At 38.5% G+C, this 21,944-nt stretch carries 22 protein-coding genes; 15 read left to right on the forward strand and 7 right to left on the reverse strand.

Translation table 11 applies throughout. The features are described 5' to 3' along the window. Positions 1 to 24: 24 nt before the first annotated feature. The 4 genes from AC1M87_RS03890 (at position 25) to gltS (ending at position 3,505) form a co-directional block, all read left to right on the forward strand. The gene (locus AC1M87_RS03890) at positions 25 to 1,395 is read left to right on the forward strand and encodes a hypothetical protein (RefSeq protein ID WP_481592989.1); all 1,371 of its coding nucleotides are present in this window, start codon (positions 25 to 27) and stop codon (positions 1,393 to 1,395) included. Between the two features lie 33 nt (positions 1,396 to 1,428). Continuing rightward, a complete protein-coding gene (locus AC1M87_RS03895) occupies positions 1,429 to 1,695 on the forward strand; it encodes a hypothetical protein (RefSeq protein ID WP_481592990.1) in 267 nt (88 codons plus the stop codon). A gap of 218 nt (positions 1,696 to 1,913) precedes the next feature. Then, positions 1,914 to 2,159 carry a hypothetical protein gene (locus AC1M87_RS03900; protein WP_481592991.1) on the forward strand — a complete coding sequence of 82 codons (246 nt, stop codon included), beginning with the start codon at positions 1,914 to 1,916 and terminating at the stop codon, positions 2,157 to 2,159. A 122-nt stretch (positions 2,160 to 2,281) separates the two neighbouring features. After that, entirely contained in the window at positions 2,282 to 3,505 is a 1,224-nt protein-coding gene (gene gltS, locus AC1M87_RS03905) for a sodium/glutamate symporter (RefSeq protein ID WP_035264641.1), read from the forward strand. Between the two features lie 48 nt (positions 3,506 to 3,553). Here gltS and AC1M87_RS03910 read toward each other — a convergent pair whose 3' ends face one another. Both AC1M87_RS03910 and AC1M87_RS03915 read right to left on the reverse strand, forming a co-directional pair. Beyond that, positions 3,554 to 4,405, reverse strand: coding sequence for an alpha/beta hydrolase family protein (locus AC1M87_RS03910; protein ID WP_481592992.1), 852 nt, complete (start codon positions 4,403 to 4,405; stop codon positions 3,554 to 3,556). A gap of 120 nt (positions 4,406 to 4,525) precedes the next feature. Continuing rightward, the gene (locus AC1M87_RS03915) at positions 4,526 to 4,978 is read right to left on the reverse strand and encodes a DUF441 domain-containing protein (protein ID WP_092766204.1); all 453 of its coding nucleotides are present in this window, start codon (positions 4,976 to 4,978) and stop codon (positions 4,526 to 4,528) included. A gap of 123 nt (positions 4,979 to 5,101) precedes the next feature. Here AC1M87_RS03915 and AC1M87_RS03920 point away from each other — a divergent pair, with 123 nt between their 5' ends. Further along, entirely contained in the window at positions 5,102 to 5,830 is a 729-nt protein-coding gene (locus AC1M87_RS03920) for a pseudouridine synthase (protein WP_481592993.1), read from the forward strand. A gap of 50 nt (positions 5,831 to 5,880) precedes the next feature. Here AC1M87_RS03920 and AC1M87_RS03925 read toward each other — a convergent pair whose 3' ends face one another. From AC1M87_RS03925 to AC1M87_RS03935, 3 genes are all read right to left on the reverse strand, one after another. Further along, positions 5,881 to 6,324: a GNAT family N-acetyltransferase gene (locus AC1M87_RS03925; protein WP_035264628.1), complete on the reverse strand. Its 444-nt coding sequence runs from the start codon at positions 6,322 to 6,324 to the stop codon at positions 5,881 to 5,883. A gap of 121 nt (positions 6,325 to 6,445) precedes the next feature. Further along, on the reverse strand, positions 6,446 to 6,748 hold the full coding sequence (locus tag AC1M87_RS03930) for a type II toxin-antitoxin system RelB/DinJ family antitoxin (RefSeq protein WP_092766206.1): 303 nt from the start codon (positions 6,746 to 6,748) through the stop codon (positions 6,446 to 6,448). Between the two features lie 106 nt (positions 6,749 to 6,854). Beyond that, positions 6,855 to 7,778: an RluA family pseudouridine synthase gene (locus tag AC1M87_RS03935; protein ID WP_481592994.1), complete on the reverse strand. Its 924-nt coding sequence runs from the start codon at positions 7,776 to 7,778 to the stop codon at positions 6,855 to 6,857. Positions 7,779 to 7,894: 116 nt separating this feature from the next. On the opposite strand from AC1M87_RS03935, the gene tsaE reads away from it, so the two are divergent. From tsaE to hfq, 4 genes are all read left to right on the forward strand, one after another. Beyond that, on the forward strand, positions 7,895 to 8,362 hold the full coding sequence (gene tsaE / locus AC1M87_RS03940; protein WP_481592995.1) for a tRNA (adenosine(37)-N6)-threonylcarbamoyltransferase complex ATPase subunit type 1 TsaE: 468 nt from the start codon (positions 7,895 to 7,897) through the stop codon (positions 8,360 to 8,362). Between the two features lie 8 nt (positions 8,363 to 8,370). Next, positions 8,371 to 10,323, forward strand: a complete 1,953-nt coding sequence (gene mutL / locus AC1M87_RS03945; RefSeq protein ID WP_481592996.1) for a DNA mismatch repair endonuclease MutL — start codon at positions 8,371 to 8,373, stop codon at positions 10,321 to 10,323. 6 nt (positions 10,324 to 10,329) lie between these two features. Then, positions 10,330 to 11,274: a tRNA (adenosine(37)-N6)-dimethylallyltransferase MiaA gene (gene miaA / locus AC1M87_RS03950; RefSeq protein ID WP_481592997.1), complete on the forward strand. Its 945-nt coding sequence runs from the start codon at positions 10,330 to 10,332 to the stop codon at positions 11,272 to 11,274. 89 nt (positions 11,275 to 11,363) lie between these two features. Continuing rightward, the gene (gene hfq, locus AC1M87_RS03955; protein WP_481592998.1) at positions 11,364 to 11,870 is read left to right on the forward strand and encodes an RNA chaperone Hfq; all 507 of its coding nucleotides are present in this window, start codon (positions 11,364 to 11,366) and stop codon (positions 11,868 to 11,870) included. Between the two features lie 107 nt (positions 11,871 to 11,977). Here the strand turns inward: hfq and AC1M87_RS03960 are convergent, their stop codons facing one another. Together AC1M87_RS03960 and AC1M87_RS03965 are read right to left on the reverse strand one after the other, a co-directional pair. Then, the gene (locus AC1M87_RS03960; protein WP_481592999.1) at positions 11,978 to 13,276 is read right to left on the reverse strand and encodes a peptidylprolyl isomerase; all 1,299 of its coding nucleotides are present in this window, start codon (positions 13,274 to 13,276) and stop codon (positions 11,978 to 11,980) included. Further along, positions 13,276 to 15,750, reverse strand: coding sequence for an LPS-assembly protein LptD (locus tag AC1M87_RS03965; protein WP_092766270.1), 2,475 nt, complete (start codon positions 15,748 to 15,750; stop codon positions 13,276 to 13,278). Before AC1M87_RS03965 ends, AC1M87_RS03960 begins: the two co-directional genes overlap by 1 nt. A 119-nt stretch (positions 15,751 to 15,869) precedes the next feature. On the opposite strand from AC1M87_RS03965, the gene AC1M87_RS03970 reads away from it, so the two are divergent. From AC1M87_RS03970 to msbA, 6 genes are all read left to right on the forward strand, one after another. Next, positions 15,870 to 16,886: an aminoglycoside phosphotransferase family protein gene (locus AC1M87_RS03970; RefSeq protein WP_481593000.1), complete on the forward strand. Its 1,017-nt coding sequence runs from the start codon at positions 15,870 to 15,872 to the stop codon at positions 16,884 to 16,886. Next, entirely contained in the window at positions 16,883 to 17,572 is a 690-nt protein-coding gene (gene murU, locus AC1M87_RS03975; RefSeq protein WP_481593001.1) for an N-acetylmuramate alpha-1-phosphate uridylyltransferase MurU, read from the forward strand. The genes AC1M87_RS03970 and murU overlap by 4 nt, the downstream gene beginning before the upstream one ends. 85 nt (positions 17,573 to 17,657) lie before the next feature. After that, on the forward strand, positions 17,658 to 18,290 hold the full coding sequence (rsmG, locus tag AC1M87_RS03980) for a 16S rRNA (guanine(527)-N(7))-methyltransferase RsmG (RefSeq protein ID WP_481593002.1): 633 nt from the start codon (positions 17,658 to 17,660) through the stop codon (positions 18,288 to 18,290). A 23-nt stretch (positions 18,291 to 18,313) separates the two neighbouring features. Continuing rightward, positions 18,314 to 19,096 (forward strand): ParA family protein, encoded by a 783-nt coding sequence (locus AC1M87_RS03985; protein ID WP_035264598.1) that lies wholly within the window; start codon positions 18,314 to 18,316, stop codon positions 19,094 to 19,096. After that, positions 19,093 to 19,983, forward strand: a complete 891-nt coding sequence (locus tag AC1M87_RS03990; RefSeq protein WP_481593003.1) for a ParB/RepB/Spo0J family partition protein — start codon at positions 19,093 to 19,095, stop codon at positions 19,981 to 19,983. Before AC1M87_RS03985 ends, AC1M87_RS03990 begins: the two co-directional genes overlap by 4 nt. 233 nt (positions 19,984 to 20,216) lie before the next feature. Further along, entirely contained in the window at positions 20,217 to 21,941 is a 1,725-nt protein-coding gene (msbA, locus tag AC1M87_RS03995; protein ID WP_481593004.1) for a lipid A export permease/ATP-binding protein MsbA, read from the forward strand. The last annotated feature ends 3 nt before the right edge of the window (positions 21,942 to 21,944 follow it).

Raw genomic sequence — 21,944 nt, forward strand, 5'->3', positions numbered from 1 at the left:
GCCCTTATTTTTTTGAGTATTAATATGTCTATTGGTATATGGGAAGATTTGAATTTTAATTTCAATGAGTTTATATGTCTTCATAAAGGCTTTTTAAGAGCAGAAAATGGGAATTTTTTGCTATTTAGAGATGAAGAAGCTAGATTAAAATTAAAAGTAGAAGGGACGGTTGTTGATGATTCAAATCTGAAAGAAAAAACTGGATATATTGATAAAAATGAAAGCCTTATTGTATTCGAACATAAATTATTAAAACAAAAAATACTAATGTATGCTTTACCGATACAAAGGAGTCATTCTTTACTACCCTGTAATTCAAAGTATACAGATATATTTATAGTTGATGAAATTTGTTTTGAGGATAGTAATGAGTTAATAGGTGCTGAATATTTAATAGAATTTGTTGATAATTTAAAAATTAATCATATATTCCCTCATTCAATAGAATGGAAAGAAGAACATACAAGAACTTATGAAATAAATACACTAGATTGTAAATTGGTAAAAAAATTAATAGATCAGTCACATCATCCTCGCAATAGTATTAAATTTAAAATAGAAGAAGATGAGGTATCAATAATTAAAAATAATAATGGTAATAAGGGGGTAATACTTTATAAAAATAATGTAAGTTTGGAAAAGAGGGAAAAAATTAGAAAAGTTATTTCTTATATTTTAGGATGTCCATTGATTTATTTTGGATACACTTTTGTAAATAAATATTTTACACCTTCTTTTAGTTATTTAAAAAATATTAATACGAATGAGAGTAATTTATTAAATATTAATTTTCAACTACCAGCACCTCTTAGTTTAAATGCCGTAAATATTATAGAGTCTAATTTTTTTCAAAATTTGTTGAAAGAATTTTATTCTAAATATGAAGAATATGATCTTGATAGTATATTTTTTACTTATTGGGTAGCTGTAAACTCTAACTCAATAACTGCAGCTGTACACTACGGGGCTTTAATTGAAAAGTTACAAGCTATATATATGAAAATTAATAATGTTAGTTATAGTAAAATTATAGATAAATCTATCTTTAAAAAAATGCGAAAGCAATTAGAAGTACAGTTAGAAGATTTTGAACTGACTGACGAACAGAAGACAATTTTTTTAAATAAGATAGGAAATATGAATACTTATTCGCAGAAAGATAAGATGAATTTTTTTTGTAATGATATTTCAATACCGCTATCAGAATTTGAAAAATTAGCTTGGCAACAACGAAATGATGCAGCACATGGTAATGAAGTTAGCGATGTTAACCAAGCTTGGAAAAATACTCTCATATTAAGAGAATTATTTAATAAGTTTTTTTTGAAGATGCTAACATCCTCCTCATATTACTTATCTTATATAGAAGGAAGCCCAATAATCAAAAGTCTTTAAATAGAAAATTATTCAAGAGTTTTAATAGATAAAATGACCTCACAATCCCGCTTCCTCTGCATCGGTGGTTTCCTCAACGGAACTCAAGTCAAAGACCAAGGCGACAGCTTTATTTGTATGACCAATGGAAAGAATGAAACTTATACAAAGATGGTCATTTTCCATCAAGAAGCATGGGATCATGACTACTACGTGTTTGAAGACATCACTGATCAACAAGCAAAAGAGTGGGTGTTTCAAAAATATGGAGAAACCGTCATCTACCGAAAAAGAAAGCCCATGAAAAAGCCCCGTAATTAAAAAATTACGGGGCTAGTCGTACCACTCACGTGATACTCATATAAGGCTCATCTCATACTGCCTGCATTAAAACACATTCACACAGACTCGTCATGCTGAATCGAATATAAATTCAAATCGACTACTGCGAAAATCTTACAAGCACGTAACCATAAATAAAACAGACAGCAACAATCTAGAAAGGTGAAATTAATAGAATAAGCATAAATGAACACAGCATGAATATAATGAAAAGCATACTCACATTAAGTTTAATCAGTCTAACGCTCATTGCATGTTCAAGCGTGGAGATTAAAAATTCTGATTCAGAAGAAGACGCACGTTATCAGAAATATAAAGATGAAACAGTAAACATGTCTGAATACGATAAACAGCGCTATTACAATCAGCATCACCTAGGTGTAGTTGAGCCAGATCAAGTTCACGAATCAATTCGAGAGCAAAGAAGAAAACAGGCGCAATAAACCAACAGGGCAGTACAAATAAATGTACTGCCTATAAATCACTGGAAAATTACATTTCAATAGCTGAATAAAGCATAATTCTTTGTGAAAATTGATTAAAATTAAAACATTAGGGAAATACAATGAATTTTGAAGTTGATGCCTTTGGCACCATCGTGATTGCCGTATTTTTTCTATTTATTGGGCGATACCTTGTCAACCGAGTCCAATTCTTTAAAAACTACAATTTACCTGAACCTGTGATTGGCGGTTTAGTCGCAGCAATTACAGCATTCATCTTATTTAAATTCTTTAATATTAGTGCCACCTTTGATGCGCAAATTCAAAGCATTTTAATGCTGATGTTCTTTACCTCTGTGGGCTTAGGTGCAGATTTTGTTAAATTAAAAGATGGCGGGAAAGCCCTATTTATATTTTTGTTCTGTGTGATCGGATTTGTGATCGTTCAAAATATTGTTGGGGTGAGTTTAGCGACGGTTTTAGGCTTAGATCCTCTTATTGGTTTAATTGTAGGTTCAATCACCTTAACGGGTGGTCATGGCACGGCAGGTGCATGGGGCCAAGTGCTTGAAACCCAGCATGGCATTCAAGGTGCTATTGTATTGGGTATGGCAAGTGCGACCTTTGGTCTGATCATTGGTGGTATCGTTGGTGGTCCAGTTGCTAAATTTTTAATTAAACGTCATCAACTGGCTGACAAAATTGACAATGATCAAAACGAATCACAATTGGATGATCAGTTAAAATCTGCACCATTTGAATATCCAAAAAAGACACGATTAATTACTGCAAGTAATGCGGTTTCGACCCTTGGTATGTTTGCACTTTGTATATTCACGGCAAACTTAATGACAGATTTTAGTCAGGGTAAATGGTTTGAGCTTCCAACCTTTGTTTGGGCGTTAGGTTCAGGTGTGATTTTGAGAAATCTGCTTGAACATGTATTCAAAGTAAATATCTTTGATCGTGCGATTGACGTGTTTGGAAATGCATCTTTATCGCTTTATTTATCTATGGCATTGTTATCACTACAACTGTGGTTATTAGCAGATTTGGCAGGTCCGTTAGTCACGATTCTGATTGTGCAAATGCTGGTATTGATTTTATACACTGCTTTTGTGACATTTAAGGTGATGGGGAGCAACTACGATGCTGCGGTTTTATCAGCAGGTCATTGTGGTTTTGGTATGGGTGCGACGCCAACGGCTATTGCCAATATTCAAGCAGTAACCAATACCTATGGTCCTTCACACAAAGCATTCTTACTCATTCCACTGACAGGTGCTTTTTTCATTGATATTGTAAATGCGATAGTGATCCAGCTCTCCATTGGAATATTGGGATAGACTAAGTTTAAAAAACCGCCTTTAAGGCGGTTTTTTACTTATGGAGATTTATATATGCAGTTGAGATTCGATCATCGGCCAAATATTTTGATGCGACTGTTTGAACATCATCATGTGTCCAATCGCTTTATGGCCAAGCTCTTTGGGTTTGAGTTCGATCGCTTCAGTAGGTGCATTAGGATACAAACGAAGTAAATCCTGAACATTTGCTTCGGTTGCAATCTCATCATCACTTGCCCAAATGGCCGTGACAGGAATTCGTATCTCTTTGTGATAATCTTGATCTAGGGTAACCGTTTTGCCAATTGCATTAATAACATAGCCTGGTTGACTACAAAATTGAGCCCAGTCACGTGCAACATCTTTCGGTAGATTTTCCCCCATACCAATGGCTTGGGTAGGGCCGTAACCGAGCATCATACGTGCGAGAGGAAAAATACCTTTAAACATCACAGGGGCAAGTAGTTTCGTACGACCTTTGAGCCCTTTTACATGCCCAGTCGAACCTGCAATTGCAACGACTTTTGCAACTTTATCATGGTTGGGGGTAATCCCAATGAGTTGTCCGCCGGCGCTGTGACCGACAAGAATAACTTGCTTGGCATGGGTAAGTTGTAAGAGTTGATCAATCGCAGCGGGAATATCTAACTGCCCCCATTGCACAATACTTGCTTTGGATTGCTTCAATGGGCCATAAAGAGAAGCACCAATACCACTAAAATCAAACACCATTACGGCATAGCCTTGTTGGTTAAGCCATTCGCAAAATCGATGATAAAACTTTTGAGTAATTCCAGTGGCAGGGCACACCAAGACGGGAAGACGCTTTGAATGCTCGGCAGGAAAAAAGGTAGCAGCGAGTTCGTATTGATCCTGACGAATAATTTTAATTTTTTGCATAATTTAAACTGTGCAAGTATCCGTAATCAAAATACTTTACCGCAGTTCTAAAAGATCAAACCAACAAATAATGACTGTTGCGTTTGTGAAATGACTGTTCAGTCGTGAAAGCAACCTGTTTCAAGAAGTGCCAATAATAATGGAAAGTATTCCTGCTGCAATTAAAGGTCCAACAGGGACGCCACGTAAAATAGCCACACCTGCTACAGTACCAATCAGAAGTCCAGCGACAATATTTGGCTGATTCGCCATAAGCGTTACGCCACGACCACCTAACCATGCCACCAATAACCCGATTCCAATGGCTAAAATTGAGTTTAAGCTCAAGAATGATTTGAGGATATCTTTACCCGGAATGGTGCCACTGGCAATTGGCGTGAGTACGCCAATGGTGAGGATAATAATGCCGATATTTAAACCATGCTGTTGAAGCAATGGAAAATACTCGTTTAAAGGGGTGATACGAAAAACAATAAGTACTGCGACTGCAATTGTGACAGCTGTATTTTGACTGAATATTCCACATGCCAATAAAATGATTAGAACGATTAAATTGAGGTCTAATTGAGACATAAAGAAGATCCAGTGCTTATCAGGACAGTACTTGAAAGTTATAATAGTTTAACTGATTTAAAGTCTGCATTCAGATGGCATCCTTTAAATTTCAACGAATATTGTAAGTAATGGAAGTGATTCATGGTTCTGGAAAAAATGTTACAGTCTCAAGGCTTTGGATCACGAAAATATTGTCAACAATTAATTAAAGCTGGTGCAGTGGTCATTGATGGTACTGTGATCACGGACCCGAAATATAAACTGAAGCTTCAAGGTCTTAGCTTCCACGTGTATAACGATGAATATACTTATCGTGAAAAAGTTTATATAGCACTCAATAAACCTGTAGGCTATGAATGCTCGCATCAAGCGACGCATCACTTCAGCGTGTTTGAATTAATCGATGAAATATTGTTGCAAAGGGGAGTGCAAACAGTCGGACGTTTAGATCAAGACACGACTGGTATATTGTTACTTACAGATGATGGACAATTTCTGCAAGCGCTGACTCATCCTAAAAAACATGTTCCTAAAGTTTATCAAATGCATACAGCAGATCCAGTCACTGAGCAGCAAATCATTCAATTGGGTCAAGGTGTAGAGCTTCGCAATGAAACAGGATTGTTTCAAGCAACAGATATTCAACTCATAAGCAATCAACACCTACAATTTACAGTGCATCAAGGCGTTTATCATCAAGTAAAGCGTATGGTTGCTGCTGTGGGAAATCGTGTTGAATCATTGCATCGACTGCAAATTGGACAATTAAAATTAGATCACCTTGCTGAAGGTGAATATTGCTATCTCACTGAACAGCAAATACTCGCCGCAAAAAATCAAAGTCCTGATGCTCAACTCCTTGAGATTTAAATCATCAATGCTAAAGACTCTATTCTCAAGACGATATGTTATGTAATGCCTTAAGATAGAAAGCAATGATAGGTTTGGAATTCATTGTCTTTGACGAAGCCCATCTTTTCGTAAAGTTGGTGAGATTGAAAGTTACTTCGTTGCGTCTCTAATGAAATTCGACTGGCTTTTTCGGATTGTGCAAACAAAATTGCAGTGTCAATGAGTTGTTTAGCTGAACCTTGTCTTCTATAAATTGGAGTGACATATACATCATCTAAAATGTAGTAGCTTGAACAAGCATGGGACGAAAAACCTAAATAAAGAATCACGAACCCAGTGATTACATCATTTTTGATGTGAATAAAAATAACACTTTGTTGGTTTTCGAATCGCTGTTTTAGAAAATCATAGGATTGTTGAATATTGGATGATGCACCATAAAACTGTCGGTATTCATCAAAAAGTACAGCGAGTTGATTGAGATCTTCTGTTGTGGCTTTCCGTACTATCACTGTTGAGCTCTCCTCAGATCATTATTTTTAATGTTGTTATGATGAAGAGCTAAACATATTTGTGCAGGGCGCTGTAAATTAAATTGTTTAAAAATACGACAAAGTTAACTTATGTCAAAAATTAATCTTTATCGCTTTCACCCAAAAGTGCATTCAATTCTGCAAAAAAATCGTCGTCATCTAAACTCGAAGTTGTAGTGTTGGAATCTTGTTGTTCTTGCTTAAGCTTTTTGAGTTTCAACAATTGATCCATGTTGATCGTTTGATTTTCGATTGCAAAAGGAATGGACTTTGTCAGTACAACTTGTTTGAAAAATAAACGCACTGCTTGCGCTGGTGTAATCCCCAATTGCTTAAAAACTGCAAAGGCTTGTTTTTTTTCTTGTGAGTCAAGTCGAACTTGATAAACTTCTGTTTTTCTCATGAATTAAAACCAAACGACTCTAAATTTAAGTGCTTATTTTAATCTAAGTAAATGTAATTTCAATGTCTGAACGTGAAAATTATATAAATTTGTCATTACAATGAATCTACAATGTCAGTGTTTGCGTGCTTTTAAAGTGCATTTCAATATTTAATATCGGATCAATAAATTGAAGCTCATCAGCAAGTAATTGCAACGGAGCACTGAAATCATCCTCAGCTTTATGCGCGATTACCGGATAAAAAGGATCATTTTTGATTGGAATATTGAGCGCATTGAGGTGAACGCGAAGTTGATGTTGCTTACCAGTCAGCGGTTTCAAAATATATCGTCCCCACTGTGAGTTGTGTTCTATCAGGTCAATTTGAGTGACAGAATTGGTAACACCTTCACATACTTTCATTATATAAAATGGATTTCCCTTTTCTATGCGCAATTCAACTGTTCGTGGAAAGACTAAGTCTTTTGAGTAAGGTGCGATGGCTTGATATGTTTTGGATACTTTACGATCTGCAAAAAGTTGTTGATATACTCCGCGACTTTCAACTTTTTTTGAAAATAAAACAACACCTGCTGTTTCGCGGTCTAAACGATGAATCGGAGTGAGATGAGGATTATCAGTGAACTGCTTTAATCTCACCAATAAGGTTTCTTGAACATATTGACCTGTCGGACTCATGGTTAAAAAATGAGGTTTATCCACCACGAGCAGATCATCGTTTTCGTATAAAATCTTTTCCTTAAATGGAACATGAATTTCGTCTGCTAAAAAACGATAATAAAATATATGAGAATTGGGTTGATACGCCGAGTTGATGGAAAGTTTGTTGCCATCTGTATTATAAATAAGACCATCTTGAAAGCGTTGTTGCCATTCCAGTGCGTCTATATGAGAAAAGGCTTGAATGAGAAAATCATAAATCGTGATCGGGGAGATTTGTAGATTTGGAAGAAATACTTTGCTGGCTGTTACACCATTGATCATCGGTGGCGTAAAACTTGGGGCACTTTCTGAATTTGATTTTGACATAACAAGACAACAGAATAAAAAAATGATCAGATGAATGAGTTTTTGAACAAGTCTAGATAGGCACTGTTCAGGAGCATGCTATTATACCTCTTCAACAGATGTCTAATGTGATCCAGATGCAATATTCTTTTCAACTCAACTTAAATGATGAAGCAGATACTCAAAAATTAGCTGCATGTTTAGGGCAGTGTATTGAAAAGGGTGTCATATACCTCATTGGTGATTTGGGTGCGGGTAAAACTACCCTGACGCGTTATTGGCTACAAAATTTAGGTCATCGTGGTGCGGTTAAAAGCCCGACTTATACATTGGTTGAACCGTATAAAATCAATCAGCAGGATGTCTTTCATTTTGATTTGTATCGTTTGAATGATCCTTATGAACTTGAGTTGATGGGTCTTCGTGATTATCTGGATATTGCTGATGCGCTATTCTTGTTTGAATGGCCCTCTAAAGGTGGTGACGAAATTCCAGAAGCAGATGTTATCTTGAATATTGAGAAATCTGATGATGAATCAGTGCGTCATGTCACGATTTCTTCAAATGATGAAGCTTTACTCGCAAAATTAAAGACACAGTTTTAAATAAATCTATGGCGCATGATCTTAGCTTGAATCGAATTCAAACCTTATCTCCTGCATTAGCAAACCAAATTGCTGCGGGAGAGGTAATTGAACGTCCTGCATCAGTGGTAAAGGAACTTCTAGAAAACTCCATTGATGCAGGTGCGACTGAATTAATCATTCGAGTCGAACAAGGTGGTAGTACGCTGATTGAGATTATCGATAATGGCAAAGGGATTCATCCTGAGGATCTTCCGCTTGCGGTCATGCGTCATGCGACCAGTAAAATTCAAACTGCTGAAGATTTACATGCAATTGTGAGCTTAGGTTTTCGGGGAGAAGCCTTGGCTTCCATTGCTGCTGTTTCGCGCTTGACCTTGACCAGTAGTCGTGATGATTCAGGAATTGGTTATCAGGTCGAAGTAAACGGCACGGCCTTTGATCATCAAGAGATTCAAGCTGTTGCTACTCAGCAAGGCACACACATACGTGTACAAGATTTATTTTTTAATGTACCAGCAAGACGAAAGTTTTTAAAAAAGCCAAATACGGAATTTGGTCACATTGAAGAAATCGTACGGCGCTTAGCCTTAACGCATTTCGATATTCGGATTGTGCTGGAACATAATGGTACTATCCGTTTAAATTTGCCTGTCGCAGACAGTGGTCAACTCAGATTTCAACGTGTACAGCAGCTTTTAGGTCGACAATTTACGGAAAATGCGTATTGGATCGATGCTGATAGTGTCAATATGCGCTTATCAGGATGGTTAGGTCATCCTTCTGATGCTCGAGCACAAAGTGATTTGCAGTATGTGTACGTGAATGGTCGTATCGTAAAAGATAAAACAATCTCTCATGCTTTGCGAATGGCCTATGATGGCATCTTGCATGGGCATCAACATGCAGCTTATTTGTTGTTCTTAGAAGTTGATCCTGAATTTATTGATGTGAATGTGCATCCGACTAAACATGAAATTCGATTTTTGAATCAACGTGAAGTACACGAATTTGTACGTCATTTTGCCAAAGAAACTTTGTCGCAATTTCAAACTGCGACTGCGGATTTAGCCCAGGCTTTAAAGCTTGATCAAGATGTCATCGCACCATCAGTACAGTTACCACGTTATCAAGAGCAATTTAATCTGCATCAAAATGCTCCAGCAGCGCCCCCTATGTCCCAGACGTTGCAGGAATCGAGTCATGAGGGGTATTTAACAGATTTTAGTGTTAAACAGCCTCAGTCAGTTCAATATAGTGCGCCGAGCCAGCCTTATTCAAATTCTAATATCAGTAATGCACTCAAGTCTTATTTGGCACCTTTGAAAGAAACGTCATCTAATTTTGAAGTTCCTCATGATGCTGAGATGGAATCAACATCGTCTAGAGTTGATGAGTTCCCCTTGGGGATTGCAATTGCACAACTTCATGGAATTTATATTCTGGCGCAAAATTCTGAAGGTTTGATCATTGTAGATATGCATGCCGCGCACGAGCGGATCTTATTACAGCAAATGAAATCTGCTTGGGATAAACCTGAATTTTGGACATCACAGCAGTTGCTTATTCCAAAAGTGATTTCAATTACACGCATGCAAGCCACGCGTATCGAAGACCTTAAGTCTCAGTTGGCGCGGCTTGGTTTAGAAATTGATCAATATGGCGATGAGCAAGTGATAGTGCGAGGTGTGCCTGCTATTTTGCACAAAGCTGATTTTAATGCATTAATCCCAGAACTTTTGAATGATCTTGATCCCAATGATGAGGCCAGTGCTTTACAACAAAAAAGAGACCATATCTTGGCAGGGATGGCATGTCATGGCGCAGTGCGTGCGCATCGAATGTTAAGTATTTCTGAAATGAATGCACTGTTGAGGCAGATGGAACAAACTGAGTTTGCAAGTCAATGTAATCATGGACGACCGACTTGGAGAGCTTTTCCACTTAGTCAATTAGATAAATTATTTGCTCGAGGAGAGTAATTATACATGTCAAATCAAATGCCAGTCATCAACTTAATGGGGCCGACTGCGAGTGGGAAAACTGCTTTGGCATGTGAGCTATATGAGCGCGGTAATTTTGAAATTGTTTCAGTGGATTCTGCGTTAATCTATAAGGACATGGATATCGGTTCGGCTAAGCCATCTAAAGAAGAGCAGGAGCGATATCCACATCACTTGATTGATATTATTACACCGCTTGAGGTTTATTCGGCAGCTCAATTCGTTGAAGATGCATCGCTGCTGATTGATGAAATACATTCACGCGGTAAGACCCCAATCTTGGTGGGTGGCACGATGTTGTACTACAAAGCACTGTTGGAAGGCTTGGCAACGAATCTCCCTAATGCTGATGAAAAGGTACGTCAACAAATTGAAAATGAAGCCATGGCATTGGGTTGGGAGAGCGTCTACGAAGAGTTAAAACGTGTCGATCCTATGGCAGGTGAGAAGTTTAAAGTGAGTGATCGTCAGCGCATTATACGCGCGCTAGAAGTCTATCGTCTGACAGGTCGACCTATCACTGAGCTTCAAGCAGAACAGCCCAAAAAACAGCCATATCGTTACAATTTTCATAATTATGCGCTGTTACCTGATCGTGTAGAATTACACAAAAGAATTGAACTGCGCCTAAAAATAATGTGGGATATCGGTTTTTTAAATGAGGTAGAGTACCTGATTGAAAAATACGATTTAAACGATAATTTGCCATCGGCGAGATCTGTTGGATATCGCCAAGCTTTAGATTTTCTTAAAAATAGTGATAGAAGTCTCAAATCTAAGCAAAATATGGAAGACAAGTGTTTGTTTGCAACACGACAACTGGCTAAACGTCAATACACTTGGTTACGTTCTTTGCAAGAAGCGCACAGTTTTCAAACTTTTTTGACGATAAAGCAAGCTCAAGAAGACTTGCGAAACTTATATGGATAAAGCAAAATTTACTCACTATCTTTTTTATAAATTTTAATTGAAAAATAAAGATAGTTTTTTTGCGCTGATTTTATTTTTTGGAGTATAACATGTCTAAAGGTCAAACTTTACAAGATCCGTTCTTAAACTCTCTCCGTAAGGAACGTATTCCAGTTTCAATCTTTTTAGTCAACGGTATTAAATTACAAGGTCATATCGAATCATTTGACCAATACGTTGTATTATTAAAAAACACGGTAAGCCAAATGGTTTACAAACACGCTATTTCAACAGTTGTACCTGCACGTAATCCACGTCCTGCTGGTGCTCCTGCAGGCGCTCCTGCTGGTGCTCAAGGCGGCTTCGGTGGTCAACAAGGTGGCTTCGGTGGTCAAGGTGGCTTCGGTGGTCAAGGCGGCTTCGGTGGTCAAGGTGGCTTTGGCGGTCAAGGTGGCTTTGGCGGTCAAGGTTTTGGCGGTCAAGGTTTTGGCGGTCAAGGTGGCTTCGGTGGTCAAGGTGGCTTCGGTGGTCAAGGTGGCTTTGGTGCGACTTCTACACCAAACTTTGATGGCGAAACAAAATTTGATGATGCTCAAGAAGACGATAACAATCGTTAATTTTTGAGTAATCAAAAAGGCACCTGATGAAGGTGCCTTTTTTTATATGAACAGCCTAAAAATTAAAATTAAAGCCCCCATAGTGGAGGCTCTCAATTAAGAAAAAATTAGTTTTGGTTGGGTTGTTTAATTTCAACGTATGTACTTGCGCGAAGCTCTCTTAACCAGCCATCTAACTCTGCATCAAATTGACGGTCACCAAGAATTTGGCGCGCTATGCGTTTTTGCTGTTCCTGAGTCATGTCTTGCTGACGTGCATCAGTAACTTGCAAAATGTGCCAACCAAACTGTGTTTGAAAAGGTTCACTGACTTCGCCAATTTTCACAGTCTGCATTTTTTGATCAAACTCTGGCACCATCATTCCTGGTGAAACCCAACCTAAGCTACCACCATCACGTGCAGAGCCTGGATCATTTGAATAAGTTGCAGCAAGGACTGCAAAATCATCACCTGCCTTTACACGGCTATAAATACTGTCAATTGTGTGTTTGGCATTTTCAGGGCTCACCACTTCAGAAGTCTTAATCAGAATGTGGCGAGTTTGGTATTGTGGCACAATTGTCTTTTTCTCATTTGACTTGCGTTCTAAGAGTTTCAACAAGTGGATGCCATCGCGAGCCTGAATTAAATCAGTGGTGTTGCCCGGTGAAATTAAAGCGATACTCGATGCAAGTTCTTCTGGAATATCTGCGATTGAGCGCGAGCCCATATCTGCGCCTTCAACTTTAATTGTAGATGTAGAAAATTGTTTCTGTATTGCGTCTACATTATTGGAAGTCTGAAGTGCATCTTGAACCTGTTGCGCGACTTGGGTAAGTTCTTGTTGAGGGGCTTCACCTGAAATTCTGAAGTGAATGACGTGAGCTTGAGTACCCACAGCAGCTTGACCTTCCGGTGATTTGAGGAAGTTTTCAACATCTTGGTCGCTGATTTTGATGCGTGACATCACTTGTTGTTGACGTAAGCGCTGAATAGCAAGATCATCAGCGACTTTAGCACGTAGGTTTTCATAAGTGCCCAGAGCCATACGGTCAAGCTTTTGCTGGAAGTCTTCAAGGCTATTACTGTTCGACTGGCGAGCAACATTAAGTACAGCATCATTTAAAGTTTTTTCATCAACTTGAATGCCATAGCGTTTTACTTGTTCAAGTTGCGCATTTTGGATGATAAGTTTATTCAGAGCTTGATTTTCAAGTACCTGAAGTGGTGGTACATCCTGTTTTTGAGCTTTAAGCTGATGTTGTAGCTCAGCGACACCTTGTGCAATGTCACTTTTTAAAATGGCACTTTTGCCAACAATAGCAACGATTTGATCTGATGGGTTTGCATAACTTGACACTGATGCAGAAATAACAAGTGCTAATGCTGAAGCTTTAAAGAGTTGTTTTAAATTTTGCATCTTCATTAATTCGTCCAATTTTGTTTAACTTTATCGAAACCCAAGATTCGATTTTCCAGTAAAGAGCTTAACTTACTGTTTAAGCCACCAAGTCCTTTAAGTGTAAACTCTGCCATTACAGCACGTTTTTGTTTGGTATCTGGTGCATTAACATCATCTAAGTCATTGTAATAAGAGCGACCATAGACCGAAACACCCCAGCAGCACGACTCATAATTAATACCTAAAAGGTACTCGCGTGCAACACTGTTGTCTAGATCATATTGCATATGACCCATCAAATTCCAATTACCTTTCACAGGTTGTATAAAGGATGCTGTAACTTGGTCATAGTGGTCTTGACGATCTTCAAGTCGCTTACGATTAAAATAACCAAAGTTGTATAGGTTACCTTGATCACCTGTGTAATACACTTGTAGATCACGTTGAGCATTATCTCCGTTAGACATCCACATTGAGTTTGCATTCACAGTAAAGTTCTGAGAAAGCTGGCTGGCAATGCTGATCACAGGACCAGTTTGACGCTCAGTATTAAATGGGTCATTTTGACTATTATTCAAAGTCACCTTACGGTCTTCAAAATAGTAACTTTGTCCGATGCTGGCACGTAAACGTTCTAATCCGATAGTATCAAAGAGGCTGTAACTTACCCCGAGTGATAAGAAGTTATTATCTTCTAGGCGGTCATGACCGTAAAAGCGACGTGGATTAAAGAGTTGATCGTAATTCAGGGACGCTGCGGTTGAGTCAAAGTTTGGTGAACTGTTTTGATTTCTATGTGGTGCATAAGCATAGAATGCACGTGGTGTGATGGTTTGTAAGAATTTTCCATCTTTTTCAAAGATAAGACCAGCATCTAAAGTAAACTCTGGAACTATAACTGCATTGTCTTTGGTATTTTTTCTTTGTTCTTCGGTGATACGATCAATCGTATTTTGATCAAAGAAGGTATTTATAGAGCGAACTGATGCTTGAGGTATAAAGAATGACCATTGATTGCGGAAATTATATCGAGCAGAAAACTCATTATAAAGACGTGTACCACTTGGTTGATAAATGGTGTCCATATTTGAGTTGTCTGAAGCATTTAAGTCATTAATATCTTTTTGGAAATATGCTGTATCGTTATTAAATTCATATTCCAGTCCTTGCGGATTACCAGTGATATAATTGACGAGCAATTGCGGTAGTCGTGCATAGGGGCGATCAACATCATCAACATCAGGGTCTAGCGTCTGGAAGTCTTCAACTTTGAGTTGCGCGCGTAACCCTGGAATTCCATTCGCGTAATTAAGATCCCAAGCGCGGCGTTGGTTTAACTCCGTTCTTGTATTCGGATTGCTGTCTAGATCGGCAAAGAAGTCTTTATCAGAAACATAGTTGTATTCTAAATTGGTCATCCATTGGTCATTGATTTTCCAATTATGCAAGAGGTGTAAATCTTTACGATCTTCATCATCATATTTACGATCTTGTGCTAAATAACCACCCCAAATACGACCTCCACCATATTGTTCAGTCAGATATCTGAACTCACCCTCAGCCATCAATCCACGGCCGCCAATGAAACGTGGAGTTATAGTCGCATCATAATTGGGTGCTAAATTGAGATAAATTGGCGCCTCAAGTTCTAAACCACCATCGTTGGTATAACCAAAACCTGGGTTTAATAAGCCAGTGGTACGACGATCATCAATAGGGAAATTGAAATATGGCACAGCCAGCACTGGTGTGTTTTTAATATATAGTTTAGTGCCTTTGGTCACGCCACGCCCAGTGTCTTGATTTAACTCAATCGAATTGGCTTGAATCTTCCATGTTGGGCTTTGCTCAGGTGGACACGTGCTATAAGTTGCATTCTGAAGGAGTAAAATATTGGGTGAGGTGCGCTCAATATTTTCTGCACGACCATGCCCATGTGTCGCTTCTGAAATATAAAAGCTGTTATTGAGGCGTCCCGTTTGGGTTTTTAAATTGTAGTCAATTTGATCACTTTGAGCCAATAAACCCGCTTGTGCCAACTGTACATTGCCAGAAGCTTTGGCATGGGTTTGAGTGTTGTCAATTTTAATCTTATCTGCACGAACCATACGACCTTGCTGATCGATGATGACATTGCCTTCTAATTCTGAATCACCATTTGGATTGTAATATGCACGATCAGCGGTGATGATCGATGTTGCTTGCTCAGGATCAACTGCTTTAGTATCAGGGCTGATAGGTGTCAACCAAGTTTGAGCACAAAATTTCGAGCTTGGGGAGAACGTGCTACGTTGTTGCGCTTCGGCTGAATTTTTATTGACATAATATTGATCAAAGAAGCGCTGACCAGGGTAGCTTTCTTTAATTGCAGTTTGAAGTGCTTGATTGTCCACCTCAGTTGTACTGTCTTTAGAGTCGGCATAACTTGAGACTGTGCTACCACACAATAAGGTTAAAATAGCAGTCGCCAAAGGGCTGAAAGTAAACTGATGCTTCATTTATATCATTAACCAAGTATGCAAATTGCAATTAATTATTGTCGCATCATAGAGAAAAAACGGATTAGTGGCTACACTTAGCACTTTAAATATTCAGCCTGTACTAGAATTTATAGCAAATGAATACACAACGTGAACAATTGATACATACGTGGGTGCAATCTGTACTTCAATCAGAGCAGTTCGAAATAAAATATTTAGCAGGCGATGCCAGTTTCCGTCGCTATGCGCGAATCACCTTGAATAATAAATCATTTATGTTAATGGATGCACCTCCAGAAAAAGAAGATTGTGTACCTTTTGTGACGATTGATGAATTCTTTGATCGTCATGGTGTTCGTGTTCCACATATTGTTGCAAAGGATTTAGAGCAAGGGTTGTTGCTTCTTGAAGATTTTGGGGATGAGCTTTTAGCGAACCATTTAAACAATGACACGGTAGATCAGCATTATTTACAGAGTTTTAAACAACTCATTCAATTACAGTCTATTCATGGTGTGGATCAGTTTCCAGAATATAGTTACGAAAAATTAATCAGTGAAATGGAGTTATTCACAGATTGGTTGCTTCCATCACTAAATATTCGATTAAATGCTGATGAACAAGGTTTGATTAAGCGTACTTTTGCGATATTGGCAAATGTGGCTTTAGCTCAACCACAAGTGATTGTTCATCGAGACTTTCACAGTCGTAATCTCATGTTGTTGAATGATGAACAAGAACAAGGCGTAATTGATTTTCAAGATGCGGTAATCGGTGCGGATACCTACGACTTGATTTCAATTACACGTGATGCATACGTGCAATGGCCTCCAGCACGTGTAAAACAATGGTTTAAAACCTTCTATGAATTATTACCAGATGATTCAAAAATTGATCGTGATTTAGAGCGCTTCATTAAAGATGCTGACTTCATGGCGATTCAACGCCATTTAAAGATTTTAGGTATTTTTGTGCGATTGTTTGAACGTGATGGAAAGTCGGGCTATTTAAAAGACCTGCCTCGTGTCATGTGGTATTTACTCGAAGAGTCGAAGCCTTACGCTGAACTCACTCCATTTATTCAATGGGTTGAAGATAAAGTGCTTCATGCATTTGAAGCCAAGTATGGTCACTATGAGGTAGTAGCTGCATGAAAGCCATGATTTTAGCAGCCGGTCTGGGTAACCGTATGCGTCCCTTGACGCTTTATAAACCAAAGCCACTGTTGGAAGTGGGTGGAAAGCCTTTAATTGTATGGCATATTGAAAAACTAAAGTCGATTGGTGTTAGTGAAATTATTATTAATTCGGCATGGCTGGCCGACAAATTGATCGGTGCTTTAGGCGATGGTTCTCAGTTTGGTGTGAACATTCGCTGGACGCGTGAAGATGAGGGTTTGGAAACAGCTGGTGGAATCATCAATGCTTTGCCGTTGTTGGGTGAAGAACCATTTATTCTCGTCAATGGGGATGTGTGGACTCAGTTTGATTTTGCTCAGTTGCTTGAGCTTGATTTACAAGAAGATCTAGCACACTTGGTACTTGTACCAAATCCGCTACAACATCCTCAAGGTGATTTCACACTATTAGATGGTCGTGCTTATACTTTTGAGCAAGAAAAAGAGGGCGAAAATCTGACTTATAGTGGTATTGCGGTGATTCATCCTCGTTTATTTCAAGGTCTAGAATGGGGCAAGCGTCCTTTAGCACCTTTGCTTAAAGATGCTATGCACAACCACAGAATTTCTGCTGCAAAAATGGCAGAAACGTGGGTGGATGTGGGTACTCCAGAAAGGTTGATGCAGTTGGATCAGCAAATTCGAGAAGGACAATTTAACTAACTGAGTATTCACTAAGCGTTAAATAGTGTTCCACGATGCATAAAACGGTATACTTTGATTAATTTTATTGAGATGTTTACTGTTTATGCATCCTTTTTTTCATGAGTTACAACAAGGTAGTCAAAAACTAGGTTTATCACTCACTGGTGAGGCGTTGAGTTTATTATTAAAATATCAAGATGCGCTTGTATTGTGGAATAAGGCGTACAACTTGACCGCGATTCGTGATCCTAAAGAAATGTTAGTTAAGCATTTATTGGATAGCCTCAGCATCTTGAAAGACTTGCCTCAAGGGCGATTGCTTGATATCGGTACCGGTGGTGGTATGCCGGGGATGATCATCGCGCTATGTCAACCTGAGCGAAGCTGTGTGCTTCTGGATTCGAATGGAAAAAAAATTCGTTTTCTCAAACAGTTTATTGCTGATCTAAAACTAAAAAATGTTGTGGCAGTTCAAACTCGAGTAGAGAATGAAGAGAGTATTAATGAACTGGGTAAATTCGATGTAATTACCAGTCGTGCTTTCGCCTCACTGACAGATTTTATTACTGCTTCTCGTCCTTTTATGCATGAAAACAGTGTTATTGCTTCTATGAAAGGTTTAATTCCTGCTGAGGAAATTGAAAACCATAAAGATGAGTTGAGTTGCGAAATTATTGAGCTTCACGTTCCTCGTTTAGATGAACAACGTCATTTATTGCTACTTAAACAAATTTAAAAATTCTAGGGATTGGGGTTACCATGGCTCAAATTATTGCTATTGCGAACCAAAAAGGTGGCGTAGGTAAAACCACGACTGCTGTAAATTTGGCTGCATCATTAGCAGTGCTTAAAAAGCGAGTATTGTTGATTGATATGGACTCTCAAGGCAATGCCACAATGGGTTCGGGTATTCAAAAGAATGATCTCTTATACTCAGTAACTGATGTTTTACTGGGTGAAGTGCCAATTGAAACAGCCATCACTAAAGCTGAAGTTGGATATCGCGTACTTGGCTCCAATCGTGATTTAGCAGGTGTTGAATTAGCCATTGCTGAGCAAGACGGTCGTGAATTTATTCTGCGTGATGCGATCCAACAAATTGAAGATAAGTTTGATTACATCATTGTGGATTGTGCACCAAGCTTAAGTTTGATCACGGTAAATGCATTGGCTGCTGTTAAAAGCGTGATCATTCCAATGCAGTGTGAATATTATGCCTTGGAAGGTTTGGCGGATTTAACACAAACGATTGATCGTATTCAACAAGCGTTAAATCCTGATTTAGAAATCATTGGTGTATTGCGTACCATGTACGATGCTCGAAATGCGCTGACACGTGATGTGTCGGATGAGTTGGAGCAGTATTTTGGTAAAAAATTATACGAAACGGTTATTCCTCGAAATGTGCGTTTAGCGGAAGCGCCAGCACATGGGTTGCCGATTATTTATTTTGAAAAAAGTTCTAAGGGTGCAGTGGCTTATTTGAATCTTGCTGCTGAAATGTTAAAAAAAACCAAAGTGAAAAAAGGAAGTAAAGCATGACCGTGAAGAAAAGAGGCTTAGCAAAGGGTCGTGGCTTAGATGCGTTATTGGGCTCTATTCAAAAAGAAAAATTACAATTAGAAGCACAGTCATTAGATCATGGTCAGCTCAAACAAGTAAATGTCAAACTTCTTAAACGTGGTAATTATCAGCCGCGACGCTTTATTCATGAAGAAGACCTTCAGGAATTAGCATCTTCTATTAAAAAGCATGGCATCATGCAGCCGATTGTCATTCGTCCAATTGAGGATGATGTACATCAATATGAAATTATTGCAGGGGAGCGCCGTTGGCGAGCAGCTCAAATCGCTGGACTAAATGAAGTTCCTGCAATTGTTCGTGATTTGTCAGATCAAGTTGCAATTGCGTTGGCATTAATTGAAAACATTCAACGCCAAGATTTAAATCCAATTGATCAAGCTATGGCATTGCAGCGTTTTCATGAAGAGTTTGGATTAAGTCACCAAGAAATTGCTGAAACGGTGGGTAAGGCACGTACTACAGTAAGTAATTTATTGCGCTTATTAAGCTTAGCGGATCCGATTAAAGACCATATCCAACAAGGTCAATTAGATATGGGGCATGCGCGTGCAATATTGACTTTGCGTGCAAAAGACCAAATTGAAATTGCAAAAATTGTCATTGAAAAAAACCTTTCTGTTCGTCAAACAGAACAGTTAGTGCGTGATTTTAATGCACCAAAACAGGATAAGCCAAAACCATCAATTTCAGCTGATTTAGAGCAACTGACTCAGCGTCTTTCTGAACGTTTCAGTGCAGATGTTAAAATTGATCACAATAAGCAAGGTAAAGGTAAGCTTGTGATTCATTACCATTCACTTGATGAGTTAGATGGTATTCTAAATATCTGTTTAGATGAAAAATAATTAATTTAAAAGCAGTAAATGTGATTTATTTAGATGAGTTTGAGATTTAAGTCATTTAGGTCTCAATACTCCAATTGAGCTAAGGTTTACTTTGATCATTCCATACAATCAGGTCATTGATTTTAGAGTGGGGCAGACTTTAGCATTCGATGTTCGAATTATGTATGATTAAATTGCATACGTGCTGAATCTGTTTAGGTGTTTAAGGATACCGTACCAATTAGAGGTTGTGAGTGAAGCAAGATTTTAAAGTTTATATGCGTTTGTTGAGTTACTTAAAACAGTACTGGACGATTGCATTGATTGTTGTATTTGGTTTTGTGCTGAATGCCGCGACTGAAGTTTCTGTTGCGAAATTATTAGAGCATATTATCAATGCCATTCAAGAACAGGATCGAAGTTTCACGAACTTATTCCCATTTTTGGTTGTTGTTTTGATGTTTGTACGAGGAGTGGGGCTATTTCTAGGTGGATACTACACTTCGGTGATTTCTCGAAATCTAATTTTTAATATTCGCCAAGAAGTTTTTGCTAAGTTAATGCGATTGCCGTCGCAATATTATTTAGATAACACTAGTGGTCATATTACTGCCAAAATTATGTACAACGTTGAACAGCTGACTGCTGCCTCAACGGAGTCATTAAGAACCTTATTACAACAAGGTTTGATCACCATTGCGCTGTTAGGATATTTGTTCTATTCCAACTGGCGCTTGACTTTATGTATTTTGATTTTTGCGCCATTAATCGGTTTGTTGATTAGAAAAGCTGCTAAACGTATGCGTAAGCTGTCTACTCAAGTGCAAGATACGATGGGTGATGTAAACCATGTAGTGCAAGAAACCGTGAATGGTAATCTGGTTGTTAAAGGGTTTGGTGGACAGGCATACGAGCAAACTCGTTTTAAAGAAACCTCACTCGAAAACTTGCGTCGTGGTTTAAAAATGGTTGCAGTACAACAATTAAATAGTCCTGTTGTACAACTTATTATGGCGATCGCTTTAAGTATTGTGATTTGGATTGCTTTAAGACCTGAGATATTACAGGATACTTCAGCGGGTCAGTTTGTTGCGTATATTACTGCAGCCGGTATGTTGAGTAAGCCGATTAAAGCTTTAACCGATATCAATGAAAAATTACAGCGAGGAATGGCTGCAGCACATTCAGTATTTGAGTTATTGGATATGCCTGAAGAAAAAAATGAAGGGCAGTTAAAACCACAACTCAAAGGCAATATTGAATTTAATCAGGCAAATTTAACATATAGCGATGGTTTCCATGCCATCCATGATTTCAATTTAAATGTTAAAGCTGGGCAGACTGTAGCGTTGGTGGGGCGTTCGGGGGCTGGTAAGTCTTCTTTAGTTAACTTATTGGTTCGTTTTCAAGAATTAAGTTCAGGGTCAATCAAATTTGACGGCCATGATATTCAAGATATTGAAGTTACAGCGTTACGCTCACAAGTGGCTATGGTCAATCAGCAAGTCGTGCTGTTTAACCGTACTGTTCGTGAGAATATTGCTTATGGTCAGTTACAAGATGCTTCGGAAGAGCAGGTTATTGCTGCTGCGAAAGCTGCTTATGCCCATGACTTTATTATGGCACTGCCTCAAGGCTATGACACACCATTAGGTGCTCAAGGTTTAAATTTATCTGGCGGACAAAGACAGCGTATTGCAATTGCTCGCGCAATCTTAAAAAATGCTCCAATTTTAATTCTTGATGAAGCGACAAGCGCATTAGACAATGAGTCTGAATACTTTATTCAGCGTGCTTTTGATGCAGCTATGCAGGATCGGACCACGATTGTCATTGCACATCGATTATCAACGATTGAGAATGCAGATCTTATCGTAGTAATGGATAAAGGTCGGATATTAGAGCAGGGAACACATCAGGAATTACTCGATTTGCGTGGTGCATATTTCCAACTGCATCAACGTAATTTTGAGGAATAAGTT

It is taken from the genome of Acinetobacter sp. 24-47-62 (genome assembly GCF_056779765.1).